This is a genomic window from Caballeronia grimmiae (assembly GCF_000698555.1).
Taxonomy (GTDB): Bacteria; Pseudomonadota; Gammaproteobacteria; order Burkholderiales; family Burkholderiaceae; genus Caballeronia; species Caballeronia grimmiae.
The window spans coordinates 102,519-129,417 of record NZ_JFHE01000007.1; the positions used below are offsets into that span (position 1 = coordinate 102,519).

The window sequence follows — 26,899 nt, forward strand, 5'->3', positions numbered from 1 at the left end:
TATGGCATGGTCTGTCGAAACTCACACCATCACGTTCAAAAGTCCGGCCCTGCCGGAAATCGTCGGTCGGGGATATGGCGGAGAAGAACTTCGCGAACCCATGCTTACCGTGCGCAGTATTCGCGGACGGGAAGCGGTCGGTGAACTGTTCGAATACACCGTGCTTGCTCAGGTCGGGCGTCCCGACTTCCTGCGGAACCCGACCGATGCGGCGCAAATCGACCTGCAAGAAATCGTCGGCACGAACGGCACGGTTGCGATAGAAGTGACCGGAATCGGCACGTTCCGCGCCGGTCAGCAAGGCGCTACGGGTTCAGCCAACGTCGGCGCCGACACACGCTACATCGGCGGGCGTATCGTCTCGGCGCGGATCATCTGCACCGAGGACCGCGCCGCAGTCTACGAATTCGTGCTGCGCCCTTCGGTATGGACGGCGACGCAAAACAAGAACTCGCGCATTTTCAGCGGCGACGTTACGGATGTGCTTCAAAAGCTGCTGGGCAGGTATGGCGTCATCGACTGGCGCATCGCTGGCCCGACGGGAGGCAAGAAGCATTACTCGCCGCGCGATTTCATCCGGCAGGCGTGGGAATCGGACTGGAATCTGGCGCTTCGGCTAATGGAGGAATGGGGCCTATTCTTCTGGTTCGAACACGACAAGAAGGGTCACACACTCGTCGTTTCCGACACGCTGGGCGGTTTCCATCCTCATGGCGTCGCTTATGAAACGCTGCGCTATCACACGGGGGGGCGAATCGATGAGGAGCACATCAGCGAACTGTCGCTGACCTACACGTTGACGGCCGGCAAGGCGACCGTCAACGATCACGATTACATGAAGCCGCGCCTCAGAAAGAGCAACGCGGGGTTGCGCGAGGAATACGAGGACACGAAAGGCACCGCCAAACGTGGCATCGAGATCTACGCGCCCGCCGAATTTGCGCAACCCGAAGCCGACAATAGCCCGGCCAACGATGCGCGCGAAGAAGGTCGACACCTTGCGCGCGTGAAACTTCAGGCCGCGCGCTGCATGGGACTGCGTGCACATGGCAAGGGGCATCTGCGCGGACTCCAGCCGGGCCGCTCGTTCACGCTGGCAGGCTACCCGCAGACGAAGGCCAATCGTGACTATGTCGTGCTGATGTGCGAACTGGAGATGACCGAAGTCGGCACTTCTTCAGGTTCATGGCGTCAGTACGCGGTCAACACCACGTTCGAGTTGCAACCGGACACCGAGTACTACCGGCTTCCCCAAGTCACGCCACGCCCCCACGTCGATGATGAATACGCGGTGATCGTCTCGCCGGAACATCACCCGAACCAGCACTATGAGACGTGGATCGATGACAAGAATCGTGTTCGCATTCAGTACGACTGGGATCGCGAAGCCCGTTACGACGGTGCGACTTCGATCTGGGTGCGCGTCGCTTCGCAATGGCAGGGCGGGCAAATGGGCGTGGTCGCGCCCGGACGCGCCGGACAGATGGTGATTGTCTCCCACGTCCACGGTGATCCCGACAGGCCGTACGTATCAGGGTTTGTCGTTGACCGCTGGAACATGCCGCCGTGGGAACTTCCCCGCAATGACGCGTTGATTGGAATCCGCAGTCAGAGCTTGGGCGAGAGCATGGCATCGAACCACGTCGTGCTGGACGATACCAATGGCCAGATGCAGGCGCAGCTTGCGAGCGATCATGCAAAATCCAGCTTGACGCTAGGATTCAACACGCGCATCGATGGCAATGAGGGAAGGCAGGAGGCGCGCGGCGAAGGGTTCGAGTTGCGCACCGACGCGCACGGCGTCGCGCGTGCAGCCAAAGGGCTGCTCGTCACGACGGAAGCCCGATCGAACGCGCAGAATCACGCGCTGGATATGGGCGAGACGATTGCACGGCTCACGCAGGCGCGCGACATTCACGAGAACCTGTCGGAGTCGGCGCAGCAGCACGGTGCGCAAGACGCCACGCACAACCAAAACGATGCCACGCGCGCGATCAAGTCGGCCAACGATGAGCTTCGCGGCACGGGCAAGGGAAGCCCGTACAGCGGCGGCTATCCTGAGTTTGCCGCGCCTCATCTGACGCTCGCCAGTGCTGCGGGGATTCAGACCACGGCGGCGGGCAGCACGCACATTGCAAGCAATCAACACTTTGCAGTAACGAGCGGACGCAATGTCAGTATCGCGGCGGCCGGATCGATGTTCGCGAGCGTGGTGAACACGTTCTCGCTCTTCGTGCATAAGGCCGGAATGCGGCTTGTCGCTGCGGCGGGAAAGATACGGCTGGAGGCGCAGAGCGACGGTGTCGAGATTGTCGCGCGCAAGGATGCGGATATCGTGAGCGCGGATGGCTGGATCAATCTGACGGCGGCCAAAGGAATTCGTTTGAACGGCGGTGGCTCTGTGGTCGAAATCAGCCTTTCCGGACTACGCGGCTTCACTGGGGGCGAGTTCCTTGTTCATGCGGCTAGCCACGCAACAGACGCGCCACAGGACAAGCCGGTGAAACAGCCGTTGACCGACGTCGCGGACGCGAAGGTTGCGGAGCCGTTTGTGCTAGTCGATCCCGTTTCTGGCCTTGGCATACCCGACCAACCTTATCGCATTACGCTGGATGATGGACAGGTCATCGCAGGAAAATCAGACGACAAGGGGGCGACCGCGTTAGTTCTCTCGGATTCGATTCAGTCCGCCGTTGTGGAGATTCTGCACAACGATGGCACTGGGAACCCGTCATCGATTCTGACAGCCATGCTGACGCAGCCTGCTGATGCGCGTATGCCTGTCGTGGTGGTACAAAAAAAGCCCGTCAAGACCAAGCTAAACGATAGGGAATTGGAGTCGCAAGACAGCGGGACAACCAACGCCGGGCATAGCCTCTATTTCGCCGTTTGCCATTCGTATAACTGGGGTATGCGCTACAGCACGAAAGATACGAACAACTGGAAGCGACTGGCGTTCCCGGTAGCTGAACAATTTGCGAAAACATTGCAGATGCGTTGCTTGAGAAAGTCCAATGGGGATCCAACTACTTCGGGAAGGGAAAAGCCGAATTGACGGTCACGCCGTCGATGGTGGGAAAGATTGAAGAAATACAACCTGATGATCTTGATAGCCTGGCGAACGTTATTCGTCCGGTGCTGTTCAATGCCCTGAGCGCATCACAGGCGAGCGCCTTCGCTCTTCCGAATAAGGCTATGCCTACTGTCATCGTAACCAACGACCGACTTACCGGAGATGCCAAAGGTGTTTTTGAACCAAGGAAGTGGACAATCAGTATAAACACTGCGGCCTTCGGATCATTATTTCTGTCAAGCGGCGACGCCCAGGCCGATCGCGCCTATAAGGTTCGAAAGGACCCTATGGATTGCATTGACACTATGTATCATGAAACCCGCCATTGTCAGCAGCACTTCTGGATTTTTGCGATGGTTCAGCAACGGCCCGCAGACTTCGAGCAAACACCCAACATTGCGCGGTGGCCGCAATCCTTTGCTGGAACTGACTCTCCCTTGACCAGCAAAGCCGCGCTAGCGGCGAAGCAACCATTACCTGATGACCAAGCCAATCTCTTGACGATCAAGCAGATGGCGGTGGGCATGTATGCGTGGCATCTTTTTTTGTTTGAAAAACAGGGAGCCTATCTCGACTATGCTAACGACGCGCGATCCATGCAAAAGGAATATGAGCTTGCGAAGAAACAGGCTGAGCAATTGCTTATCAATGCAGGGCCGGAAAGCACAGCAATTGACGTCGAAGATATGGCGGAAGATAGAACCGCAATGGCATACAACTCGAAGCCTTGGGAAGATGACGCTTTCTACTGTGGCGCGGTTGCGGGTGCATATTGGAGCGATGGTCATGCGCCGGACGGCTTATTGGCTAATCAGTGCAGCCGTCAGTACGCAGCCGCTTATAACAACCGCAAGCTCAGCGCTGCCACCAACGGCAACGCTTCAGGCCCCGCCGTATCAATTCGACCAACCGGAACGGGAAGCTAAACCAATGCCCGTAGAACATATTAAGCAACGCCCCCAAACACCGCTGACGGCGGAGCAAGTATCGACCCTTCTGAGGGTCGCAGAGATCGGTACGAATTGGGTGGCTGGAACGCTGTCGATTCAGCAGGTTGAAGCGACGCTCGGCAAGTTATCTCTTAGGCGCATAGGTTCAAATATAACCTTCTACTATAAAGAGGATGGCCTTATTGGTGCTTTGTTCGATTTTGGTGGGGAAAGCGATGACTCCGATAGCGGCGATAGTAGGCGCTTCCGAGTCGAACCAGTATCTTGGAAGTCTGCAACGATTCCGCGCCAAGATATCGAGCAACGGCTAAAGCTCCATCGCGTCCAGCGCGGAGAACTGATTGACGGCGTGCGCAAAGAAAACCTTATTTATGAGGTGCGCCCGATCCCCGGCCTGCGAGAAGACCCTGATGTGGTCCGGCTGAATTTGCGTCTTCCTCTACCCGACGACTCACCCTTTGACGTGCGGGCGACCCTCATTTACCGCGCCAATCCCGATGAACCGGGGCAATCGAACATCGATACCACAACGTACTTCCGTTCGATCGAAGTTATCCGCGAGTACCTTACGCCCGAAGAGCTAGAGAAACGCAACTTCGCCAAGCGCAAACAATACGGCTACATGAGGCTGCGCACCGGCATGCTGTGTCCTGAGACGGGATGGTGGGAAGGATGGGCAGCAGAAGGCCAGATTGACAAGCAGGTGGTTCGGCAAAACACGTTGTTCCCGCAAGCGGGCTTCGGGCCGAACCGTTCCGCACCGGACGGGGCGCGATTTGTCGATGCGCAATGGATGTGGCACGGCCCATACCATGACGAAACATCGCAATAGGAGCGCCATGGGCGCGGTCGCCAATATGCTCCGGGATAATTCTTCCATCCCGCTCAATACCAAAGCCGAAAAGCGCGCGATCATAGACCCATTACCAGCGGCCCGCCTGTGGCCGTGAGGAACAGCATATGAAGTGTTTGCTCTAGAGAGGCAGCGGGCGTCTGTGGGTGGCGTCGAACCAGGAGGCTTCCAGAACGTTCGCGCTCAGCGGGGGAGTGGCAGCGCAATAGACCGAGACAAACACAGGCTCAACGACAATCAGAAGCCAACTCCGCGCATAACAAACCTGAAACCCTGCCAAGCAGCACCTCACCCCCCGCGAACAATTGCTATACTCTTTGCCGCTTCCGGCGCAGCCATTCTTGGGTGCAAGCCGGCCCACGCCGGCCATCCCGGTCGGCTCTGCGCGAACCTTCGAAACCTTAAATCTTGCCCTTGGGGGCGCCACAGCGGAGTCCGTCTTGGCCGTTTCCAACATCATCGCCGACGAATCCACCACCGACGCCGCAAAGGCATCGTCGGGAAGTTCGTTCTATCTCGCAATGCGCATCCTCCCGGCTGCCCAGCGAGACGCGATGTACCAGATCTACGCCTTCTGCCGCGCCGTCGACGACATCGCCGACGAAGGCTCGCTGCCGCGACGGGAACGGGCGCTCGCACTCGAACGCTGGCGCGAAGACATCGACGCCTGCTATCGCGGCGCGCCCCCGCGCTCGCTCGAACCGCTCACCCGCCATATCCACGCGTTCCAACTCTCGCGCGACGACTTCCAGGCCGTCATCGACGGCATGGCGATGGACGCCGCCTGCGACATCGTCGCGCCCGACGAAGCCACGCTCGACCTCTACTGCGATCGCGTCGCAAGCGCAGTCGGACGGCTATCGGTGAGAATCTTCGGGATGCACGAGGACGCCGGCCGGCGTCTCGCGCATCACCTGGGCCGTGCGCTGCAACTGACCAACATTTTGCGCGATATCGACGAAGACGCCGCCATCGGCCGCGTCTATCTCCCGCGCGAACTGCTCGCGCGCGAAGGCATCTCCACGAGCGATCCCGCCACCATCGTCGGCGATGCGCGCCTGCCGCGCGTCTGCGCCGTGCTCGCCGAACGCGCGAAAGGCCACTACGCGCAGTCCGACATCATCATGGCCGCCTCGCCGCGCCACGAAGTGCGCGCGCCGCGCATCATGTCGGCGGCGTACCGGACCGTGCTCGACGCCAATCTCAAACGCGGCTTCGACCTGCCGCGCACGCGCGTGCGCACGCCGCGTGCGCGTCTGCTGTGGATCGTGGCGCGCAACCTCCTCTAATGTCCGGGCTGGTGTTCTTGGCCGGCGCCGGCCTCGCGTCCGCAGTCCTGGCGCAACGGCGCGGCGCGTGCGTCGCGGCAATCGGCTTATCCGGCACGGATTCAAAGGAACAGGTAAGCTCCCTCGCTTTCGACGACGCGGACGAGTCTGTATCGGTCGAGCCGGGCGATGAAACCGTGCTCGCCATGACGCCGGCGGTCGCCGCCATCGTGACCGTGCATTTCGCGGTCGATGTGCCGATCGCGTTCGCCGGCTCCGCGCGGCTGACGTTCTTCCTGAACGGCGCGTCGCACTGGCTCCAGGCGAGCGATGGCCGGCTCACCGCCACCATCGCCAATGCAGATCGCCTGCTCGCGACGCCGCACGAAGCCATTGCGGCGAGCGTCTGGCGCGCAGCCGCGAAGGCGATGCGCCTGCCGGAAGCGCCGATGCCGCCGTGGCAAGTCGCCGTCGAAGAGCAGGCGTCGCTCGCCGCCGTGCCGTCGCAGCAAGGCTTGCGGGCCGCGACGCGCACGCGCCGGCCCAACTTCACGCTCGCGGGCGACCGGACGGCGACCGGCCTGCCCGCGACGATCGAAGGCGCTGTCCGCTCAGGCCAACAGGCCACGGATGTGCTGATGAACCCATCGATGGAATGCTGATGAACGATTTATCCCTGTCGGCCGTGGGCGCGCCGGTATCGAACGCCGCGCTGGACCACGCCGTCACCGAAGCCACCGACGCGATGCTCGCGGCGCAACATCCCGACGGCTACTGGCTGTATGAACTCGAGGCCGACGCCACGATTCCGGCGGAATACGTGCTGCTCGTCCACTATCTCGGCGAAACCGCTGACATCGCGCTGGAAGCGAAAATCGGCCGCTATCTGCGGCGCATCCAGCTCGACGACGGCGGCTGGCCGCTCTTCACCGACGGCGCGATGGACGTGTCCGCTTCCGTGAAGGCGTACTTCGCGTTGAAGATGATCGGCGATTCCCCCGACGCCGAACACATGCAGCGCGCCCGCCGCGCGATTCTTGCCGCCGGCGGCGCGGAGAAGGCGAACGTCTTCACGCGCATCCTGCTTGCGCTGTTCGGCGTGGTGTCCTGGCGCGCGGTGCCGATGATGCCGGTCGAAATCATGCGCCTGCCGGTGTGGTTCCCGTTCCACTTGTCGAAGGTGTCGTACTGGGCGCGCACGGTCATCGTGCCGCTGCTCGTGCTCAACGCGAAGCGCCCGAAGGCGCGCAACCCGCGCGGCGTGCGAATCGACGAAGTTTTTCGCGATTCGCCCGTCAACACGGGCATGCCGCACCGCGCAGGGCATCAGAGCCGTGGCTGGTTCGCGTTCTTCCGCGTGGTCGATTCGATCCTGCGCGCCACCGACGGCGCTTTCCCGAAGGCGGGCCGCGAACGTGCGATTGCGGAAGCCGTGCGTTTCGTCGATGAGCGTCTCAACGGCGAAGACGGCCTCGGCGCGATTTTCCCGGCGATGGCCAACTCCGTGATGATGTACGACGTGCTTGGCTATCCGCCCGAGCATCCGCATCGCGCCATCGCGCGCAAGTCGATCGACAAGCTGCTCGTCAGCGACGAATCCGAGGATGGCGAAGCGTATTGCCAGCCGTGCCTTTCGCCGGTGTGGGATACGTCGCTTGCGTCGCACGCGCTGCTCGAAACCGGCATGCCGAAGGCGCGGGCGGCGGTGGCGCGTGGTCTCGAGTGGCTGCGGCCGCTGCAGATTCTCGACGTGCGCGGCGACTGGTTCCTGCGCCGCCCGAACGTGCGGCCCGGCGGCTGGGCGTTCCAGTTCGCCAATCCGCATTACCCGGATGTCGACGACACCGCCGTCGTCGCGATGGCGATGGAGCGCGCCGATCGCGAGAACGGCACGGCGATGTACGGCGAGGCGATCTCGCGGGCGCGCGAATGGGTCGTCGGCATGCAAAGCAGTGACGGCGGCTGGGGCGCGTTCGAGCCGGAAAACACGCAGTTCTATCTGAACAACATCCCGTTCTCGGATCACGGCGCGCTGCTCGATCCGCCGACCGTCGATGTCTCCGCCCGCTGCCTTTCGATGCTCGCGCAGCTCGGCGAGACGCCCTCCAATAGCGAGCCCGCGCGCCGCGCGCTGGAGTACGTCGTGCGGGATCAGGAGCGCGACGGTAGCTGGTACGGGCGTTGGGGCATGAACTACATCTACGGCACGTGGTCGGCGCTGTGCGCGCTGAACGCAGCCGGCGTCGCGCCGACGGATGCCCGCGTCAAGCGCGGCGCGGAGTGGCTTATCGGCATCCAGAACGCCGACGGCGGCTGGGGCGAGGACGGCGACAGCTACAAGCTCGACTATCGGGGCTACGAGCAGGCGTCGAGCACCGCTTCGCAGACGGCGTGGGCGCTGCTCGGGCTGATGGCGGCGGGGCTCGTCGAGCATCCGGCGGTCGCGCGGGGCATCGCCTATCTCGTGCGGACGCAGACCAAAGACGGCCTGTGGGACGAAGCCCGCTTCACGGCAACGGGCTTTCCGCGCGTCTTCTATCTGCGATACCACGGCTATCGCAAGTTCTTCCCGCTTTGGGCGCTCGCGCGCTATCGCAACCTGACGCGCGAAGGTCAGACGCGCGTCGCGGTGGGCATGTGAACACGCCGCGCGCGCGACGGGCGGACGGCGTGCCCGTCGTCGCGGTGACGGGCATGGCGTTCGAGGCCAAAATCGTGCGCGGACGCGGCGTCGATGTCGTGTTCGCGGCGCGGTCGGACTGGCTGGAGCGCGCGTTGTCGGATGCGGTGGCGCGCGGGTGCTCGGGCATCATCAGTTTCGGAACGGCGGGCGGGCTCGCGCCGGATCTGGAGCCGGGCGCGCTCATCGTCGCGCAAAGCGTCTGCGGCCCGTTCGGCACGCTGCGGACGGATGACGCGTGGAGCGCGCGCATCGTCGAGGCGTTCGCCGGCACGCCGCTCGCGCGCATCACGCGGCGCGGCCCGATGGCGGGCGTCACCGCGCCTGTCAAAAGCGAGGCCGACAAGCGCTCGCTGCATTCGTCGACGGGCGCGCTCGCCGTCGATATGGAATCGCATATCGCCGGGGCTATCGCGACGGCGCGCGGGCTTCCGTTCGCCGTATGCCGCGCGGTCGTCGATCCCGCATGGCGCACGCTGCCGCCCGCCGCGACCGCGGGCTTGCGCGACAATGGCACCACGGCCATCGGCCCGATTCTCCGCGAACTTGCGCGCCAGCCGTCGCAGTTAGGCGCGCTGCTCAAGCTCGCGGGCGATGCGCGCGCGGCCCGCACGACGCTCGTGCTGGCGCGGCAGGCAATGGAGACAGCAGGGGCGCTTTCCTTCGCCTAGAGCCTTGCATTCTGCGGGTTAACCCTCAATTCGGTATAATCAGGGAAAACCCTAGGTGATGACGCGGTGGATGCGTCGCCACGGGAACGCAAGGACAACGCAAATGAATTTTCACACTCGCAAGTGGGTCAAGCCGGAAGACCTGAACCCAAACGGCACTCTGTTCGGCGGCAGCCTGCTGCGCTGGATCGACGAAGAAGCGGCCATTTACGCCATCTCGCAACTGGGCAACCAGCGCGTCGTCACGAAGTTCATGTCGGAAATCAACTTCGTCAGTTCGGCGCGTCAGGGCGACATCATCGAACTGGGCATTACCGCTACGCACTTCGGCCGTACGTCGATCACGCTGCGCGCGGAAGTGCGCAACAAGATCACGCGCAAGAGCATTCTGACCGTCGAGAAGATGGTTTTCGTCAATCTGAACGAGCAGGGCGAGCCGGAGCCGCATGGCCGCACGCAGATTCTTTATGCCGATGAACTGTTCGAAGCCTATCGACGCGATCAGCGCGCGGTGGAAGCGCCGACCGTTTCCAGCGACGACCTGACTCGCGAAGAAGTCGCGGAAGCGCATTGAGAAATAAAAACGGGCGCCTGAGCGCCCGTTTCAGTTTCACCGACAAGCCTACTTGTTCTCCGCCGGGTCCTCGTATTTCGGCAAACCCTGGCCTTCGCTGGAACTGGGCGATGGCGCTCCTTTACTCGTGGCCGGAGCCTGCGTCGAACTTTCCCCCGCGCCCGGCGCGGGCGACTTCGGCCCGATGCCTCCGGCCGGCGACGCCGCCGCGCCCGGATCGACATAAGTCGGCAAGCCTTGCTCGCTGCTGCCGCCGCCCGTCGCGCCCGGCGCACTCGCGCCCTCCGGCGCGCTGACGCCTTCGTCGCCGTAGTCGGGCAGTGTCGCGGACGAACCGCCGCCCGTCAGCAGATATTGGCGGCGCTGCGTGTAGGCGTCGCGCACGAACGCGTACTTGTCGAGCGCAGCCTGCGAAAGCAGGTCGGTCGCGCCCAGCAGATCGGCCCGCGCGCTCACGAAGTTCACGCCGTACAGCGGCCAGCGAATCTCCGAACCGGCGTAGCTCACCGGATTCACGCGCCAGTCGACGAGCCACGTCGTCGAATCGCGTACCGAACTCGGCCCGAGCAGCGGCAGCACGAGATACGGCCCCGACGGCATGCCGTAGTGCCCGAGCGTCAGTCCGAAGTCCTGATGATGCTTCGGCAGCCCCGCCGGCGATGCAATGTCGATCAACCCGCCGATCCCGAACACCGAGTTCATCGCGATACGCATCAAGTCCTGCGTCGCATCGGTGATCTTCAGTTGCAGCAGGTTGTTCGCGAAGTTGCTGAAGTCGCCCAGATTCGAGAAGAAGTTGCTGACTGCCGTACGGAACGGACTCGGCGTCCAGTCGACGTAAAACTGCGCGACGGGCCGCGCGACGTACGTGTCGAGCCCGTCGTTGATCTTGAAGATGGTGCGGTTCATCGGTTCCAGCGGATCGCGCGGATTGCGATCAGGGCCGGTTGCACATCCCGTCATCAGAAGCGCGCCTGCGATGACAGCGCCCGTCGTCACCTTGCGCAGCGCGGCAGCGGCAGGCGCCGCTGAGGCCATTCTCATTCTTCAATTCCTCTTAGGTTGTCGTGTCGCTGGCTCGCGCGCAGCTTTGCCCGCTCCGCCGCGCGCACCTTGCGCGGCTTGCCCATCAGCACCGGCTGAAAGACCACCGCGCCAATCAGCGTGCAGAAGAGCGACAGCGCGAGCAGCCGTCCCATGCTGGACGTGCCGGGGTGATGCGAGAACCAGAGACTGCCGAACGCGGTGGCGGTGGTCGCCGCGCTGAACATCACGGCGTGCGTGAGGCTCGATTGCAGCAGGCGCGTCTGCCCCGACCGCCACGCCATCACGAAGTAAATCTTGAACGCGACGCCGACGCCCAGCATCAACGGCAACGCGATGATGTTCGCGAAGTTGAGCGGCATGCGGAACACGACGCACAACTCCAGCGTCACGACGGCCGAGACGAGCAACGGTACCAAAGTTCGCAAAACATCGCCGAAACGGCGAAGGGCGATCCACAGCAGCACGGTGATCGCGATGAGCGAATAGAGCGCGGCATGCTCGAACGCCTTGATGATGACCTCCGCCGAATGACGCACGGAGATCGGCCCGCCGATCGCGTTCGGCTCCGCCTTGACCACGGCATCGGCGAAACGGGCGAGCAGGGTGTCGTCGTTCCGGTCGACGCCGGGCGGGGCCTTCGGCGACACGTTGACGAGCGCCTGCCCGTTGGCCGTGACCCAGTTCTCGACCATCGAAGGCGGCAGCGTCTCGCGGGTGATCTCCGTCGGCTGCAGCAGCGCGCGCAGTTGCGCGAGCGCGAGACGCAGCGGCTCGGCCATCGCGTGCTCGGCGCGATCGCGGGCGGCGGCATCGGCCTGGGCGAGCCTGGCAAGCGTCTGCGACAAGTGCTTTGCTTCGGCGGCGCCCGCGCCGGGATGCTCGTCGGCGGCAAGCGATAGCTGGTTCGACACGCGCTTCAAGGTCGCGACGCGCACCGCGTCCGTTACGGGCGACGCGACCGGCTGATCGAGCGCCGGCAGCAGTTGGTCGGCAGCGGCCTTGATCAGTGCGAGCTTCTTCGGCTGATCGGCCGGAATCAGCGACGACAGCGTCGTCGCGCGCTCGACCTCCGGCAGTTTTTCGAGCTTCGCCGCGATGCGATCCGCCTCCGCGAGCGAAGGCGCGAGCACGGCGACATCGTTGACCGCGGCTTCGGGGGAATCCGCGAGCGAGATGAGCGTCGCCATCGATTCGGTATGCGGGTCCTTCAAATGCAGCGGATTGAAGTCGAAGCGCAGGTACGCGAGCAGCGGCAGCGCGCCGATCACGATGACGAGCGTGCCGATCAGCACCGGCTTGCGATGCCGGTCGAGGAACTCATCGACGGGAGCCAGCAGCGGAAAGCCCGGCGCCTTGGCTTCGCCCGGCGGCGCGAAGACCTTGATCAGCGCGGGCAGCAGCGTCATGTTGGTCAGATACGCGACGAACATGCCGACGCCCGCAATCAGCCCGAGTTCCGACACGCCGCGATACGCGGTCGGCAGGAACGAGAAGAAGCTCGCAGCGGTGGCTGCGGCGGCCAGCGTGAGCGGCACTGCGACGTGCCGCGCCGTCTCGGCAAGCGACACATCGAGCCGCTTGTGCCGGTGCCGTTCCTCGCGATACTTCACGCCGAACTGAATCCCGAAGTCCACGCCCAGGCCGACGAACAGCACCATGAACGCGACCGAGATCATGTTGAGCGCGTGAACCATCATGAGGCCGAGCGCGGCGGTGATCGACAAGCCGACGAACAGCGTGATGAACACGGCGAGAATCATGCGCTTCGAGCGCAGCGCGACCCACAGGATCATGAGCACGACGAGGAAAGTCAGCACGCCGTTGAGCACCGCGCCGTCCTGCACGGAGGCGAATTCCTCGTCCGCGAGCGGCTGCGCGCCAGTGAGATGCAGCGTCGCGCCATACTTCTTGTCGATGCCGATTCGCGCGGCCACCGCACGGATTTCATCGGACGTGCCGGCTGCGGCCTTCAGCGCGTTGAAGTCGAGTTCCGGCACCACGGTGACGAACGCACGTCCTGGCCCGCTCTTTTTCGACGGATCGGCGAGGTCGCGCCATGAGAACGCGGCCGGCTGACCGGCGAGCACGCGGTCGAGCACGTCGGCGCTGTGGCCGAGCAGACCGGCCATCTGGCCGAGATTGACCTGACCGAGCATCAGCGGCACATTGAGCGTCGTGTTCAGCGTCTGCGCGAGGCCGGTGAGCGTCGGGTCGTGAGCGAGCGTATTGATGAGCGGCCGCGCCTGCACGAGTTGCTTCGTGACTTCCTCGACCTTGTTCGTGGGCAGATACAACAAGCCGTTGTGCTCGAAGAACGCGCCGCCCTCCGGTTCCGATACCTGCTTGAAACGCGCCGGTTCTTTTGCGAGCGCGGCGGCGAGTTCGCTTGCGGCTGCATCGGCGAATTCGCGGGCCGGCGCTTCGACGACGATCAGCAGCGTGGCGCCGCGCTGCGGAAACGCGGCCTCGATCGCCTTGCTGCGCGCGGCCCACTCGGGCTCGGTTTCGATCAGCTGGCTGACATCGGTGCTGATGCGAAAGTGGTGAACGACATAAATCGTGCTCAGAACGCCGAGCAGTATCGAAACGGCGATAATCCACGCCGGCCGGCGGATCGCGAGGGTGACAAAGCGAGTGATGTTGGACGTCAGCATGAGACGCTACCTGGTGTGTCCTGTTATTTTCGGGCGCCGCATGGAGCGGGCCGCGTGATACGCGCTGCCGGGCTGGTGCGCCGCTTCTTGTTTCGGCGACCGAACCGCGAGTCCAACGACGACGATTGATGCCGCGCAAGTATACTGGTCGGGGCGGCGGTGAACTGTCGGCCTGCCGGTGTGTCGATATACTGGCTCGACGCCCTCGGAAATCCGCGCCAACACACACTGAAATTAGAGAACGGTGCCATGAAACGCTATCTGTCTGTCTGCTTCGCTTTTCTCGTCGCTGTCCTGTCGTTTTCGAACGCGGCGGTTGCACAATCGAACCCTGACGCCGTCGTGAAAAGCGCCGTCGAAGGCACCGTCAACGCAATGAAGGCCGACCCGCGAGCGCGCGGCGGCGACATGGCGAAGATCACCCAGCTCGTGGAAACGCGCTTTCTGCCCGCCACGGACTTCCAGCGCACCACGCGCATCGCATTGGGCAAGGCGTGGGCCACCGCCACGCCCGAACAGCAAAAACAGCTTTACGACCAGTTCCAGACGCTGCTCGTCAGGACTTACGCGGCCTCGCTTGCCCAGTTGCGCGATCAGGACGTGAAGTTCCGCTTCGATCCCCCGACCATCGACGCCGGCGCGAAAGACGCGGTCGTCGAATCGCATGTCGTTTCAACGGGCGGCGACAATCCCGTGCGGTATCGCTTGGGCAAGACCGCGCAGGGCTGGAAAATCTACGACATCGACATGATGGGCGCGTGGCTCATCCAGGTCTACCAGCAGCAGTTCGCCGGCCAGCTTCAGAAGGGCGGCGTGGACGGGCTGATCAAGTATCTGTCGGAGCACAATGCCCGTTCGGCGGGGTGATGTATGCCGCGCGTCAGGTTCGTCAGGTGCGCCGGTGCTCGACCGCGTACTTGATGAGTTCGGCCTGGCCGTCGATCGACAGCTTGCGCTTCAGGTTCAGCCGATGCGTCTCCACCGTACGCACCGATAACCCGTGCTGCTGTGCGATCTGCTTGCTCGACAAGCCCTGCGCGAGCGCATCGAGCACTTCGCATTCGCGGGGCGTCAGGCGGTCGAGCGGCGTTTGCATCGCCTGAGCCTGAATCATGCGCGCCGCGAGCCCGGCCGAAAAGAACGTCTTGCCCGCGAGCACGGCGTCGATGGCCTGAATGATTTCAGCGGCGGGCGAATCCTTCAGCACATAGCCGCTCGCGCCGGCCCGCACTGCCTGCGTCACGTATTCGACGTTGTCGTGCATCGACAGCATCAGCACGCGGATCGCCGGAAAGCGTTCGTGAAAGCACGCGGCCAGTTCGATCCCGCTCATGCCCGCCATCCCGACGTCCATCAGAACGAGGTCGGGCCGGCTGGCCTCGTCGGCGGCGAGCGCGAGCGCCTCGTCGCCGTTGCCCGCTTCGCCGGTCACAACAACGTGCGATACAGCTTCGAGCCGTGCGCGCAGACCGTCGCGCACGAGCGGATGATCATCGACGATGACGATACGGGCGGGTTCAGAGTTCATCGGAAAGTCCTGACAGGATGGAGGCGGCGAGCGGCAGCGGAACGGTCGCCGCGATCGCCGTGCGGCCGAGTTGCGACTGGATGGCGAGCGTGCCGCCGAGCGCGTCCAGCCGCTCGCGCATGTTGCGCAGGCCGAGGCCGCTCGCCGGGCCGTAGAGTGCGGGTTCGGCGTCGAAGCCGCGTCCGTTGTCGCTGACGACGAGGCGTACCGCGTTCGGCGCGATATCGAGCGCGACGCTCGCGCGGGTCGCATGCGCGTGACGCGCGATGTTAGTCAGCGCTTCCTGCGCGATGCGAAACAGCACCGTATTGACCGGATCGGGCAGCGCCGGGCGCGGCGCGAGGCTGGTTTTGCCGCGCGTCGTCGATTCGAAGCGCACTTCGATGCCGTCCTGCCCGTCGAGTTCGCGGGCGAGCTGTTCCAGCGCGGCAGCGAGGCCGAGGTCGTCGAGCATCGCGGGGCGCAGCGCGTGCGAGATGCGGCGCACTTCGCGCAGCGTGCCTGACAGCCGCCCGAGCCCGGTAGCGAGCGCGGCCTCCGCAGCCGGTTCGCGCGCCTGTCCCCGTTCGAAGCGCGTCAGCGCTGATTCGAGCAGCAGTTTCACGGAAACGAGCATCTGGCTGATGCCGTCATGCAGTTCGCGCGACAGCCTCGCGCGTTCCTGCTCTTGCGACTCCACCACGCGCCGCGCGAGGCGCTTGAGCTTCGCGTCCGCGCTGCGATGCTCGCTGATGTTCAGCACCGCGCCGCACAGCGCGATCGCCCCAAGCGCCGCCAGCGCGATGCCGCCGATCCACATGACCGTCCGGTCGATGTTCGCGGCCGCCTGCGCATCGATCCGCCCGAGCGTCGCTTCCACGTCCTCCAGATAAATGCCGGTGCCGATCATCCAGCCCCAGCGTTCGAGCGGCACGACGTAGCCGAGCTTCGGCGCAAGCTGTCCGGTGGACGGCCGCCGCCACACGTAACGCACGTAGCCGCCGCCCTTCGACGCCTCGCGGATCAGCGTCTGGATGGTGAGCGCGCCGGACGGATCGCGCATCGTCCACAGATCGCGGCCGACGAGATCGGGCTGGCGCGGGTGCATCAGCGAGGTGCCCTGCATCGTGTAGACGAAAAAGTAGCCGTCCGGCCCGAAATCCAGCCGATGCAGCGCGTCGAGCGCGAGACGGCGGCGTTCTTCGTCGGTGAGCGAGCTGGCGGCGGGGGCGTCGTAGTAAGGCGCGATGGCGCTGCGCGCAAGTTCGACATAGTGCCGAAGCTCGATTTCCTTGCTCGACATGTAAGCGGACTGCAGCGTCGCGCGCTGCGCGTGCGCAAGCGTCGTCGCCTGATGACGCACGCCATACTCGATGCCGCCGATCGCCACCACGAACGGCACGATCGCCAGCAGAAAAATCTTCGCTTTGAGGTTCATGAAGCTGGAACGCTGGGTGCTTCTACGTAATCTTACGTAGGCGGCATACGTAGTTGTCCGGTTGTAAGCGCCCGGACGAAGGCGAATACTACACGCCCGAAGCGTCCGACGGCTCATGCCGCGCGCGCGGACATCGAAGGGCAACTAAAAGACAGGAGACACCATGAATCGGGCTTCCGGATTCCTGGTCTGGATCGCGCTCGCGCTGCTGGGCGCGTTCGCATTCGGCACCATCGCGCTCGCGCACGGCGAGCGAATCAGCGCACTATGGATCGTCATCGCGGCGGTCTGCGTTTATCTCATCGCGTATCGTTTCTACTCGCGCTTCATTGCGGGCACCGTCCTCAAACTCGACGGCTTGCGCATGACGCCCGCGGTGCGTCACAACGACGGCCTTGACTACGTCCCGACCAACAAATACGTGCTGTTCGGCCACCATTTCGCGGCGATTGCTGGCGCAGGTCCGCTCGTCGGGCCCGTGCTGGCCGCGCAAATGGGCTACACGCCCGGCATGCTGTGGATTCTCGCGGGCGTGGTGTTCGCGGGCGCGGTGCAGGATTTCATCATCCTGTTCATCTCGACGCGCCGCGACGGCCGCTCGCTCGGCGATCTCATCAAGATGGAACTGGGCACGGTGCCCGGCGTGATCGCGCTGTTCGGCGCGTTCCTCATCATGGTGATCATTCTCGCGGTGCTGGCGCTGATCGTCGTCAAGGCGCTGACGGGCTCGCCGTGGGGCACGTTCACCGTGGCGGCGACCATCCCGATCGCGATCTTCATGGGCGTCTACACGCGCTTCCTGCGGCCGGGGCGCATCGGCGAAGTGTCGATCATCGGCTTCGTCGGGCTGATGCTGGCGATCGTCTACGGCCAGCATGTCGCCGAATCGGCCACGCTCGCGCCGCTCTTCACGTTCACGGGCGTGCAGCTTACGTGGATTCTGATCGGCTACGGCTTCGTGGCGTCGGTGCTGCCGGTGTGGCTGCTGCTCGCGCCGCGCGACTATCTCTCGACGTTCCTCAAGATCGGCACGATTCTCGGCCTCGCGATCGGCATTCTGATCGTTGCGCCGGAACTGAAGATGCCTGCGCTGACGAAGTTCGTCGATGGCAGCGGCCCTGTCTGGGCGGGCAACCTGTTCCCGTTCCTTTTCATCACGATCGCGTGCGGCGCGGTGTCGGGCTTCCACGCGCTGATTTCGTCGGGCACGACGCCGAAGATGATCGACAACGAAGTCAACATGCGCCTGATCGGCTATGGCGCGATGCTGATGGAATCGTTCGTCGCGATCATGGCGCTGGTCGCGGCATGCGTGATCGAGCCGGGCGTCTACTTCGCGATGAACAGCCCGGCAGCGGTGCTTGGCACGACGCCTGAAGCGGTCGCGCAGACGGTCACTTCGTGGGGCTTCGCGCTCACGCCCGACATGCTGACGTCGACGGCGAAGGCGGTCGGCGAGACGACCATCGTCGCGCGTGCGGGCGGTGCGCCGACGCTGGCGGTCGGCATGGCGCAGATTCTCCATCAGGTGATCGGCGGCCCGGCGATGATGGCTTTCTGGTATCACTTCGCGATTCTCTTCGAGGCGCTGTTCATCCTGACCGCCGTCGATGCAGGCACGCGCGCCGGCCGCTTCATGCTGCAGGATTTGCTGGGCACGTTCCATCCGGCGTTGCGCCGCACGGAGTCGCTGCCGGCGAATCTCATCGCAACCGGGCTGTGCGTCGCGGCCTGGGGCTACTTCCTGTATCAGGGCGTGGTCGATCCGTTCGGCGGCATCAACACGCTGTGGCCGCTCTTCGGCATCTCGAACCAGATGCTCGCGGGTATCGCGCTCATGCTCGGAACCGTGGTGCTGTTCAAGATGAAGCGCGAGCGTTTCGCGTGGGTCACGGTCGTGCCGACGGTGTGGCTGCTGATCTGCACGCTGACGGCCGGCTGGCAGAAGATTTTCGATGCAAATCCGAAGGTCGGCTTCCTCGCGCATGCGGCAAAGCTGCGCGATGCCGCCGACGCGGGCAAGGTGATGGCGCCGGCGAAGTCGCTGGCGGAGATGCAGCGCATCATCGTGAACGACTACATCGATGCGGCGCTCGCCGGGCTGTTCATCTTCGTGGTGCTGAGCATTGCGGTGTATGGTGTGTTGTCGGTGCTCCGTGCGCGTCGCGAGGCGCGTCCGACGGTGCGCGAGACCCCGTTCGAGCCGATGCCGACGGGTGGCGCGGCGGCCGTGCGCTCGGGCCACTGATACTGCGAGGCACAGGAGGCGGCAATGTTCAGCGATCTTCGGCAAGCGGGACGATACTTGGGCCAGGCCATGCGCCTGATGGTCGGCATGCCCGACTACGACGCGTACGTCACGCATATGCAGAACACGCATCCGGATCAGCCGGTGATGACGTATGCGGAGTTCTTCCGCGAGCGTCAGGAAGCGCGGTATGGGTCGGGGGCGGGGAAGTGTTGTTGATCTAAGGTGCCTGGCAATTCTAAGAAGCGCGTCGGTGATGAGCCGGCGCGCTTTTTTTTTTTGCGTTTGGCCTAGCCCATCCGGACGAGGGTAAAATGACTAGTTGCTCATGACTAGGAGCGTTATCATGGCTGTCAAGCGAGTTTCGAAATCGGAGTTCAAGGCCAAAGCGCTCGAATTCTTCCGGCTCGTGGAATCGACAGGAGAACATATGATCGTGACGGACCATGGAAAACCGGTGCTTGAGATTCGGCGGTACGAGAATACGGCGCTGACACCGCTGGAGGAACTGCGTGGGAGCGTGCTGTTTTACGAGGATCCTCTCGCACCGGTCGCGCTGGAGGATTGGGAGCTGCTTCCATGATCGTGCTGGATACGCACGCGCTCGTGTGGTGGATCGGAGGAAAAGGACTGAGCAAGCCGGCGCGAGCCGCGATTGACCGGGAAGCGAAGGAGCACGGCGAAATCGTCGTCTCGACGATGACAGCGTGGGAAATCATGCTGCTCATCAAGAAGGGACGTCTCCGTCTGGCCACGGATGTCGGCCGCTGGCTGGATAAGGTGAGCAGGATCGAAGGCGTGCAGTTCGCGCCCATCGATCGTCACATCGCCCTGGCATCGGCTGATCTTCCTGGCAACTTCCATCAGGACCCGGCGGACCGGATGATCGTCGCAACGGCGCGCTCGTTATCGGCTTCGCTGGTGACGAAGGACGAGCAGATTCGAAGTTATGAGCACATCAAGACGATCTGGTAGCCGCCAGTAAAAAGGCGGATGCCTCGCAAGCCATCCGCCCTTCGCCCATCTCTAAACCGAAGCAAGCCTCAATGCGCAGCCGCCGCCTGCTTCGCACCCTTGCCGTTCTTCTGCGCGCGGCCGATCTCCTCCAGCTTGATCTCGACGTGCTTCGAGAACACGTACTCAGCCGGGCGTTGCTTGTCGATCGGCAGTTCCTTCGCGTACGCGCCTTCGGTGCGCGGCCCGCGCAGCGATACACCCAGCGCCTTCAGCGGATGCGCGACGGTGTCCATCACCGCGGTCGCCTCGAAGCCGCTATGCACCATGCAGTCCGCGCACTTCTCGTAGTTACCGGTGCCGTACTTGTCCCAGTCGGTGGTTTCCATCAGCTCCGTGAAGGTCTTCGCGTAGCCTTCGCCGAGCAGATAGCAGGGACGCTGCCAGCCGAACACGGTGCGCGCCGGGTTGCCCCACGGCGTGCATTGATACGTCTGGTTGCCCGCCAGGAAGTCGAGGAACATGGCCGACTGGCTGAACGACCAGTTCTTGCCGTTGTTGCCGCGCTTGAAAATTTCGCGGAACAGCGTCTTCGTCTTGTCGCGGTTCAGGAAGTGTTGCTGATCCGGCGCGCGCTCGTAAGCGTAGCCCGGCGACACGGTGATGCCATCCACGCCCATCGGACCGAGCGTATCGAAGAACTTCGCGACGCGCTCCGGGTTCGCATCGTTGAACAGCGTGCAGTTGATGTTCACGCGGAACCCGCGGCGCTTCGCCTCGCGAATCGCTTTCGTCGCCTTGTCGTACACGCCGTCCTGTGACACGGAATGGTCGTGCATCGCCTGATCGCCGTCGAGGTGGACGGACCAGACGAAGTACGGACTCGGCTGATAGTCGTCCATCTTCTTTTCCATCAGCAGCGCGTTCGTGCAGAGATACACGAACTTCTTGCGCTCGATGATGCCCTTCACGATCTGCGGCATTTCCTTGTGCAGCAACGGCTCGCCACCGGCGATCGACACCACCGGCGCGCCGCACTCGTCGACCGCGCCGAGGCATTCTTCGAGCGACAGCCGCTGGTTCAGGATCGGGTCCGGATAGTCGATCTTGCCGCAGCCATTACACGCCAGGTTGCAGCGGAACAGCGGCTCGAGCATCAGCGCGAGCGGATAGCGCTTGTTGCGCGTCAGGTGCTGCTTGAAGATATAGGCGCCTACGCGGGCCTTTTGAAGCATCGGAATAGACACTGACGTCCTCTCCTTTATTCTTCGCGAATCGCCGTCGCCGTCGTTGCCGACAATGCGGCAAGCGGCTGCAATAGCTTCGCGGGGAGTTTGAATTCGACCTTTTCCTCGCGGCCGTTCATCGTCGTAACTTCGACGTGGCCGATCGCGCGCAGGGCTTGGATCACATGTTCGACCATTTCTTCAGGCGCCGAAGCGCCGGCCGTGATACCGACCGTCTGCGCATGCGCAAACCATTCGGCCTTGATCTCGGAACCGTCCGCGACGAGATAGCTCGGCACGCCGCTCTCGGCGCCGATTTCGCGCAGGCGGTTCGAATTGGAACTGTTGGTGGCGCCGACCACGAGCAGCACGTCCACTTGCGTGGACAGCTCGCGCACAGCGGCTTGCCGGTTCTGCGTGGCGTAGCAGATGTCCCGCGTGTCGGGGCCGACGATATCGGTGAAGCGGCGCTGCAGGGCATCGATGATGCCGCGCGTGTCGTCCACGGAAAGCGTCGTCTGCGTGACGTAGGCGACGGGGGTATCGGCGGGCAGCGCCATGTCTTGCACTTCGGCTTCGCTCTGTACGAGCACGACCTTGGCCGGAATCTGGCCGATCGTGCCTTCCACTTCGGGATGTCCCGCATGGCCGATCAGAATCAGCGTGCGGCCCTGCGACACGTATTGCCGCCCCTGCACGTGCACCTTGGTGACGAGCGGGCAGGTGGCGTCGAGCACGTCGAGGCCGCGCGCGTCGGCATCGTGTTCGACGCTTTGCGCGACGCCGTGCGCGCTGAAAATTGCGACCGCGCCGTGCGGCACTTCGTCGAGTTCCTCGACGAAACGCGCGCCCTTGCCTCGCAGGTTATCGACGACGTGCCTGTTATGTACGATCTCGTGACGCACGTACACGGGCGCGCCGTGCCGTTCGAGCGCCCGATCGACGATTTCGATCGCACGGACCACGCCCGCACAAAAGCCGCGGGGTTGAGCAAGGATGATACGCATATTCGAACGAACTCCGACTGGCGCGGGTTTCGGGTAATCGGGCGGGCCGCTTGTGCTTTCGCTATCGGGACGCTTCACGCAACCCGCGCGTGACGGCCCGGAAAGCAACCGGAATCTAACGTCCGGTAAGTTTGTCTGCTCGCCGAAGTTGACCGCGTATTCTAACGCGTTCCCTTTTTTAACGCTTGCAGCCGCGCGCCTTTGCAAGACGTTGTAGCCCGAGTGAAATACGGCGATCGGCGGAAGTCATTACACTAGCGGACGCCCGGAAGCCGCGCATGCTGCTTCATCCGCTTTCTTTCCGAACGACGGTGCGCGAAGCGCATCGCCCGTTCATGCAATTGCATTCGCCCGCGCGATGCCGCCGGGCTTGTCGCCCTCACTCGTCGCAACCGTCGCAACTCGCCGCCCAAGTCTGTCCATGCTACTGATCGCCTGGTTGTCCCTCCTCATCTGGATCGTGCTGCTCTTCGCTCGCGGCGGCTTCTGGCGCGCGCAGCCCGCGCCCGCGTTGTCGCCGTCGACCGTTCACGCGGTCGGCAACGCCGAGATCGCGCGACGCGGCGCGTGGCCCGCGCTGGTCGCCGTCGTGCCGGCGCGCAACGAGGCGGATGTCATCGGCCGCGCGGTCGGCTCGCTGCTCAAACAGGACTATGCGGGCGCGTTCCACGTGATCGTCGTCGACGATCACAGCACCGACGGCACCGCCGCCGCCGCGTTCGGCGCCGCCCGCGATCTGGGCCTGGAAGACCGCCTGACCGTGCTGACCGGCAAGCCGCTGCCGCCCGGATGGTCGGGCAAGGTGTGGGCGCAGTCGCAGGGCATCGAGGCAATCGACAAGCTCGGCTTGCCCGCCGAGTTCCTGCTGCTCACCGACGCCGACATCTACCATCCGGCCGATGCCGCCACGCAACTCGTCGCGCGCACGATTCTGGAAGATCGCGATCTCGTCTCGCTGATGGTCCGCCTGCGTTGCGATTCGCTGTGGGAAAAGGCGCTGATTCCCGCGTTTGTTTTCTTCTTCGCGAAGCTGTATCCGTTCGCGTGGGTCAACGACACCCGAAAAACGACGGCGGGCGCGGCAGGGGGCTGCATGCTCGTGCGCCGTTCGGCGCTCGTGGAGGCGGGCGGTATCGAATCGATCCGCCGCGAACTGATCGACGATTGCAGTCTCGCGCAGCGCATCAAGCATCGCGCGGGCAAGGCCGATGCGCGCCCGATCCGTCTCGATCTCGCGCAGAGCAGCGAATCGCTGCGTCCTTATGACGACTGGCGCGAAATCTGGAACATGATCGCCCGCACGGCGTTCACGCAGTTGCGCTATTCGCCGCTGCTGCTGGCGGGCACGGTGCTCGGGATGGGGGTGATCTATCTCGCGCCGCCGGTGCTGTCGCTGGCGTGGGGCGCGCGCGCGTGGCCCGCCTGCGCGGCGTGGGCGATGATGTGCATCGCCTATGGACCGATGCTGCGCTACTACCGGCGATCGTTGCTGTGGGCGCCGCTGCTGCCGCTCGTCGCGCTGTTCTACGTATCGGCGACGATTGGCTCGGCTGTGCGTTACTGGAGCGGCAAGGGCGGGCAGTGGAAGGCGCGCGTTCAGGCGCCGACGCAGGAAAATCCGTGAACGATGCGCGCCGGCTCAGCGCTTGGTCAGCATCGCATATAACTCGACGACCATATCCGGCGAGAAGGTGAACGGCACCCAGCCGTGACCCGTGTGACGCATCAGAAGCAGGCGGTCGCCATTGGCCTGCTTTTGCACCGCCATCACCGGATTCTTCGTCGCTGCGAAGCGCCAGCCGGGCGCGACGCCCATCGGCTGCTCCTCCGACATCGACGCCCGCACGTTCGACAACTCCTGAATCAGTTCCGACACGCCCTCCGGATTCAACAACACGGACTGGCCGCCGATGCTCATCTGAATCGCATCGCGGTCGGGCCGCGACACGGTGAGCGTGGGCGGCGTGCCGGGCTGCGCCTCCGCCGCTGGCTCTGCCATTGCCACTGCTTCGGCGTCGTTCGCTGTATTCAGCGCCCGGGGCTCGGCCGGAACGCCGACCTGCTCGCCATCGTGGGCGTGAAAGGGCAGCGGCGCCGGGGCATCGTTCGCGGTTTCGTCGGTTGATACGACAGCAGGCGCAACGGCAGCGGGATGGGCGGCGGCCCGGAGGAGCGCATCGAGGCTCGACTCCAGCGCGCCGAGCTGGTCATGTAGGTTCATGCGTGTGTATGTCTTGCGAAGCTGGCAGCGGAGGCAACGATTTTAACCGCTCGCTTGCGCGCGAGCCGGCACACGTTGTAACCAAATGCATGCGAAACGCGATGCAGACGACGCGAATGCGTCTGCGTACTGCCGGAACAACGAGGAGGGGAAAGCGCGGCGGCGCCGATCCAGACCAACCAAACGAATGGAACGACGCCGCGCGGAAAGCGCGAGCCGGACGGCCCGCGCCGATACAGCGTTACTTCGCCTGCGCTTGCGACAGAACGGCGTTGAACGTCTTGCTCGGACGCATGACCGCTTCGAGCTTCGCATCTTCCGGCTTGTAGTAGCCGCCGATGTCCGCTTCGCTGCCCTGCACGACGGTCAGTTCCTCGACGATCTTCTGCTCGTTCTCGGCAAGGCCCTTCGCGAGCGGCGCGAAGAACTCAGCGATTTCGCGGTCTTCCGACTGACCCGCGAGTTCCTGCGCCCAGTACATCGCGAGATAGAACTGGCTGCCGCGGTTATCGAGCTGGCCAGCCTTCGGCGACGGGCCCTTGTTGTTGTCGAGCAGCTTGCCGGTGGCGGCATCGAGCGCCTTCGCGACGAGCTGGGCTTTCGCGTTGTTGCTCTTGATGCCGAGTTCTTCCAGCGATACCGCCAGCGCGAGGAATTCGCCGAGCGAGTCCCAGCGCAGGTGGTTTTCCTGCACGAGCTGCTGCACGTGCTTCGGCGCCGAGCCGCCCGCGCCGGTTTCGTACAGGCCGCCGCCCGCCATCAGCGGAACGATGGACAGCATCTTCGCGCTCGTGCCGAGTTCCATGATGGGGAACAGGTCGGTCAGGTAGTCGCGCAGAATGTTGCCGGTGACCGAGATGGTGTCGAGGCCGCGAATCACGCGTTCGAGCGTGTAACGCATTGCGCGGACTTGCGACATGATCTGGATGTCGAGCCCTTCGGTGTCGTGATCCTTCAGGTACGTTTCGACCTTCTTGATGAGCTCGTTCTCGTGCGGACGATACGGGTCGAGCCAGAACACCGCCGGCATGCCCGAATTGCGCACGCGCGTGACCGCGAGCTTGACCCAGTCGCGGATCGGCGCGTCTTTCACGAGGCACATGCGCCAGATGTCGCCTTGCTCCACTTGCTGCGTGAGCGATTCGATGACTTCGTTCGTCGCGTTGTCGACGATGCGCGCCGTGCCGTCCTGCGGAATCTCGAAGGTCTTGTCGTGCGAGCCGTATTCTTCGGCCTTCTGCGCCATCAGGCCGACGTTCGGCACCGTGCCCATGGTGCGCGGATCGAATGCGCCGTTGGTCTTGCAGAAGTTGATGATTTCCTGATAGATGCGCGCAAACGTGCTTTCCGGAATCAGGCACTTCGTGTCTTGCGGGCGGCCATCGGCGCCCCACATCTTGCCGCCGGCGCGGATCATCGCGGGCATGGAGGCATCGACGATGACGTCGTTCGGTGCGTGCAGGTTCGAGATGCCCTTGGCGGAATCCACCATCGCCAGCGCCGGGCGATGTTCGTGGCACGCGTGCATGTCGCGGATGACTTCATCGCGCTGGGAATCCGGCAGCGCTTCGATCTTCGAGTACAGATCGACGAGGCCGTTGTTCACGTTCACGCCGAGTTCTTCGAAGAGCTTCGCGTGCTTGGCGAACGCTTCCTTGTAGAACACCTTGACGGCGTGGCCGAACACGATGGGGTGCGACACCTTCATCATGGTCGCCTTCACGTGCAGCGACAGCATCACGCCGGTCTTGCGCGCGTCTTCCATCTGGTCTTCGTAGAACGCGACGAGCGCCTTCTTGCTCATGAACATGCTGTCGACGATTTCGCCGTCCTGCAGCTTGACCTTCGGCTTCAGCACGATGGTCTCGCCGCTCTTCGTGACGAGTTCCATGCGCACTTCGCGCGCGCGGTCGTTCGTGATGGACTTTTCACCGTGGTAGAAGTCGCCATGCTTCATGTGCGCCACGTGCGTGCGCGAAGCCATGCTCCATTCGCCCATGCTGTGCGGATGCTTCTTCGCGTAGTTCTTGACGGCGAGCGGCGCGCGGCGGTCCGAATTGCCTTCGCGCAGAACCGGATTCACCGCGCTGCCCAGGCACTTCGAGTAGCGCTGGGCGATGCTCTTTTCTTCGTCGTTCTTCGGCTCTTCAGGATAGTTGGGCACCTTGTAGCCCTTGCCCTGCAGTTCCTTGATGGCGGCGACGAGCTGCGGCACCGACGCGCTGATGTTCGGCAGCTTGATGATGTTGGTGTCGGGCAATTGCGTGAGGCGGCCGAGTTCGGCGAGGTTGTCCGGAACGCGCTGCTCTTCGCTCAGAAACTCGGGAAATTCGCCGAGGATGCGGCCTGCGAGCGAGATGTCGCTGGTCGCGACGTTGACGCCGGCCTGCGTCGTGAAGGTGCGGATGATCGGCAGAAAGGCGCTGGTGGCGAGCAGCGGAGCTTCGTCGGTCAGGGTGTAGATGATGGTGGGTTGCTGGTTACTCATCGCTAGTCTCGACATCCAGAAACGGGTTGAAAGAAAACCG

The 26,899-nt window shown here is 63.7% G+C and carries 22 protein-coding genes; 14 read left to right on the top strand and 8 right to left on the bottom strand.

The window, feature by feature from the left end:
- The first annotated feature begins 1 nt into the window (after position 1).
- The 8 genes from BG57_RS10750 (at position 2) to BG57_RS10785 (ending at position 10,069) form a co-directional block, all read left to right on the top strand.
- A complete protein-coding gene (locus tag BG57_RS10750) occupies positions 2-3,055 on the top strand; it encodes a type VI secretion system Vgr family protein (protein WP_081850871.1) in 3,054 nt (1,017 codons plus the stop codon).
- Entirely contained in the window at positions 3,052-3,999 is a 948-nt protein-coding gene (locus BG57_RS10755; RefSeq protein ID WP_152562560.1) for a hypothetical protein, read from the top strand. Before BG57_RS10750 ends, BG57_RS10755 begins: the two co-directional genes overlap by 4 nt.
- Before the next feature lie 4 nt (positions 4,000-4,003).
- Positions 4,004-4,855, top strand: a complete 852-nt coding sequence (locus BG57_RS10760) for a hypothetical protein (RefSeq protein ID WP_035962892.1) — start codon at positions 4,004-4,006, stop codon at positions 4,853-4,855.
- A 461-nt stretch (positions 4,856-5,316) separates the two neighbouring features.
- Complete coding sequence (hpnD, locus tag BG57_RS10765; RefSeq protein WP_035962893.1) at positions 5,317-6,165, top strand: presqualene diphosphate synthase HpnD; 849 nt, start codon at positions 5,317-5,319, stop codon at positions 6,163-6,165.
- Positions 6,165-6,806: an FAD-dependent oxidoreductase gene (locus BG57_RS10770; protein ID WP_052005713.1), complete on the top strand. Its 642-nt coding sequence runs from the start codon at positions 6,165-6,167 to the stop codon at positions 6,804-6,806. The genes hpnD and BG57_RS10770 overlap by 1 nt, the downstream gene beginning before the upstream one ends.
- Entirely contained in the window at positions 6,806-8,785 is a 1,980-nt protein-coding gene (gene shc / locus BG57_RS10775; RefSeq protein WP_035963054.1) for a squalene--hopene cyclase, read from the top strand. The genes BG57_RS10770 and shc overlap by 1 nt, the downstream gene beginning before the upstream one ends.
- Positions 8,786-8,838: 53 nt before the next feature.
- Positions 8,839-9,495 carry a phosphorylase gene (locus BG57_RS10780; protein WP_081850872.1) on the top strand — a complete coding sequence of 219 codons (657 nt, stop codon included), beginning with the start codon at positions 8,839-8,841 and terminating at the stop codon, positions 9,493-9,495.
- 103 nt (positions 9,496-9,598) lie between these two features.
- Positions 9,599-10,069 carry an acyl-CoA thioesterase gene (locus BG57_RS10785; protein ID WP_035962896.1) on the top strand — a complete coding sequence of 157 codons (471 nt, stop codon included), beginning with the start codon at positions 9,599-9,601 and terminating at the stop codon, positions 10,067-10,069.
- A 48-nt stretch (positions 10,070-10,117) separates the two neighbouring features.
- Here BG57_RS10785 and BG57_RS10790 read toward each other — a convergent pair whose 3' ends face one another.
- Positions 10,118-11,113 carry an MlaA family lipoprotein gene (locus BG57_RS10790; RefSeq protein WP_081850869.1) on the bottom strand — a complete coding sequence of 332 codons (996 nt, stop codon included), beginning with the start codon at positions 11,111-11,113 and terminating at the stop codon, positions 10,118-10,120.
- Positions 11,110-13,770, bottom strand: coding sequence for a hopanoid transporter HpnN (gene hpnN, locus BG57_RS10795; protein ID WP_035962898.1), 2,661 nt, complete (start codon positions 13,768-13,770; stop codon positions 11,110-11,112). Before hpnN ends, BG57_RS10790 begins: the two co-directional genes overlap by 4 nt.
- 249 nt (positions 13,771-14,019) lie before the next feature.
- Between hpnN and BG57_RS10800 the strand changes: the two genes are divergently transcribed.
- Positions 14,020-14,637 carry an MlaC/ttg2D family ABC transporter substrate-binding protein gene (locus tag BG57_RS10800; protein WP_035962899.1) on the top strand — a complete coding sequence of 206 codons (618 nt, stop codon included), beginning with the start codon at positions 14,020-14,022 and terminating at the stop codon, positions 14,635-14,637.
- A gap of 22 nt (positions 14,638-14,659) precedes the next feature.
- Here BG57_RS10800 and BG57_RS10805 read toward each other — a convergent pair whose 3' ends face one another.
- Together BG57_RS10805 and BG57_RS10810 are read right to left on the bottom strand one after the other, a co-directional pair.
- Positions 14,660-15,298: a response regulator gene (locus BG57_RS10805; RefSeq protein ID WP_035962900.1), complete on the bottom strand. Its 639-nt coding sequence runs from the start codon at positions 15,296-15,298 to the stop codon at positions 14,660-14,662.
- A complete protein-coding gene (locus BG57_RS10810) occupies positions 15,288-16,715 on the bottom strand; it encodes a cache domain-containing protein (RefSeq protein ID WP_035962901.1) in 1,428 nt (475 codons plus the stop codon). The genes BG57_RS10805 and BG57_RS10810 overlap by 11 nt, the downstream gene beginning before the upstream one ends.
- 163 nt (positions 16,716-16,878) lie before the next feature.
- Here BG57_RS10810 and BG57_RS10815 point away from each other — a divergent pair, with 163 nt between their 5' ends.
- The 4 genes from BG57_RS10815 to BG57_RS10830 all read left to right on the top strand — a co-directional run bounded on the left by BG57_RS10815 (position 16,879) and on the right by BG57_RS10830 (position 19,938).
- Complete coding sequence (locus tag BG57_RS10815; protein WP_035962903.1) at positions 16,879-18,963, top strand: carbon starvation CstA family protein; 2,085 nt, start codon at positions 16,879-16,881, stop codon at positions 18,961-18,963.
- A 24-nt stretch (positions 18,964-18,987) separates the two neighbouring features.
- Positions 18,988-19,182 (top strand): YbdD/YjiX family protein, encoded by a 195-nt coding sequence (locus BG57_RS10820; protein WP_035962904.1) that lies wholly within the window; start codon positions 18,988-18,990, stop codon positions 19,180-19,182.
- 124 nt (positions 19,183-19,306) lie between these two features.
- Positions 19,307-19,546 (top strand): type II toxin-antitoxin system Phd/YefM family antitoxin, encoded by a 240-nt coding sequence (locus BG57_RS10825; protein ID WP_371875871.1) that lies wholly within the window; start codon positions 19,307-19,309, stop codon positions 19,544-19,546.
- The gene (locus BG57_RS10830) at positions 19,543-19,938 is read left to right on the top strand and encodes a type II toxin-antitoxin system VapC family toxin (RefSeq protein ID WP_035962905.1); all 396 of its coding nucleotides are present in this window, start codon (positions 19,543-19,545) and stop codon (positions 19,936-19,938) included. The genes BG57_RS10825 and BG57_RS10830 overlap by 4 nt, the downstream gene beginning before the upstream one ends.
- Positions 19,939-20,006: 68 nt before the next feature.
- On the opposite strand, the gene hpnH is transcribed toward BG57_RS10830, so the two are convergent.
- Both hpnH and ispH read right to left on the bottom strand, forming a co-directional pair.
- A complete protein-coding gene (hpnH, locus tag BG57_RS10835) occupies positions 20,007-21,164 on the bottom strand; it encodes an adenosyl-hopene transferase HpnH (RefSeq protein WP_035962906.1) in 1,158 nt (385 codons plus the stop codon).
- A 14-nt stretch (positions 21,165-21,178) separates the two neighbouring features.
- Positions 21,179-22,150, bottom strand: coding sequence for a 4-hydroxy-3-methylbut-2-enyl diphosphate reductase (ispH, locus tag BG57_RS10840; protein WP_035962908.1), 972 nt, complete (start codon positions 22,148-22,150; stop codon positions 21,179-21,181).
- 421 nt (positions 22,151-22,571) lie between these two features.
- Between ispH and BG57_RS10845 the strand changes: the two genes are divergently transcribed.
- Positions 22,572-23,774: a glycosyltransferase gene (locus BG57_RS10845; RefSeq protein WP_035962909.1), complete on the top strand. Its 1,203-nt coding sequence runs from the start codon at positions 22,572-22,574 to the stop codon at positions 23,772-23,774.
- 15 nt (positions 23,775-23,789) lie between these two features.
- Here BG57_RS10845 and BG57_RS10850 read toward each other — a convergent pair whose 3' ends face one another.
- Positions 23,790-24,371 (bottom strand): hypothetical protein, encoded by a 582-nt coding sequence (locus BG57_RS10850; protein ID WP_035962910.1) that lies wholly within the window; start codon positions 24,369-24,371, stop codon positions 23,790-23,792.
- 241 nt (positions 24,372-24,612) lie between these two features.
- Positions 24,613-26,859 (bottom strand): NADP-dependent isocitrate dehydrogenase, encoded by a 2,247-nt coding sequence (locus tag BG57_RS10855; RefSeq protein ID WP_035962912.1) that lies wholly within the window; start codon positions 26,857-26,859, stop codon positions 24,613-24,615.
- Positions 26,860-26,899: the final 40 nt, after the last annotated feature.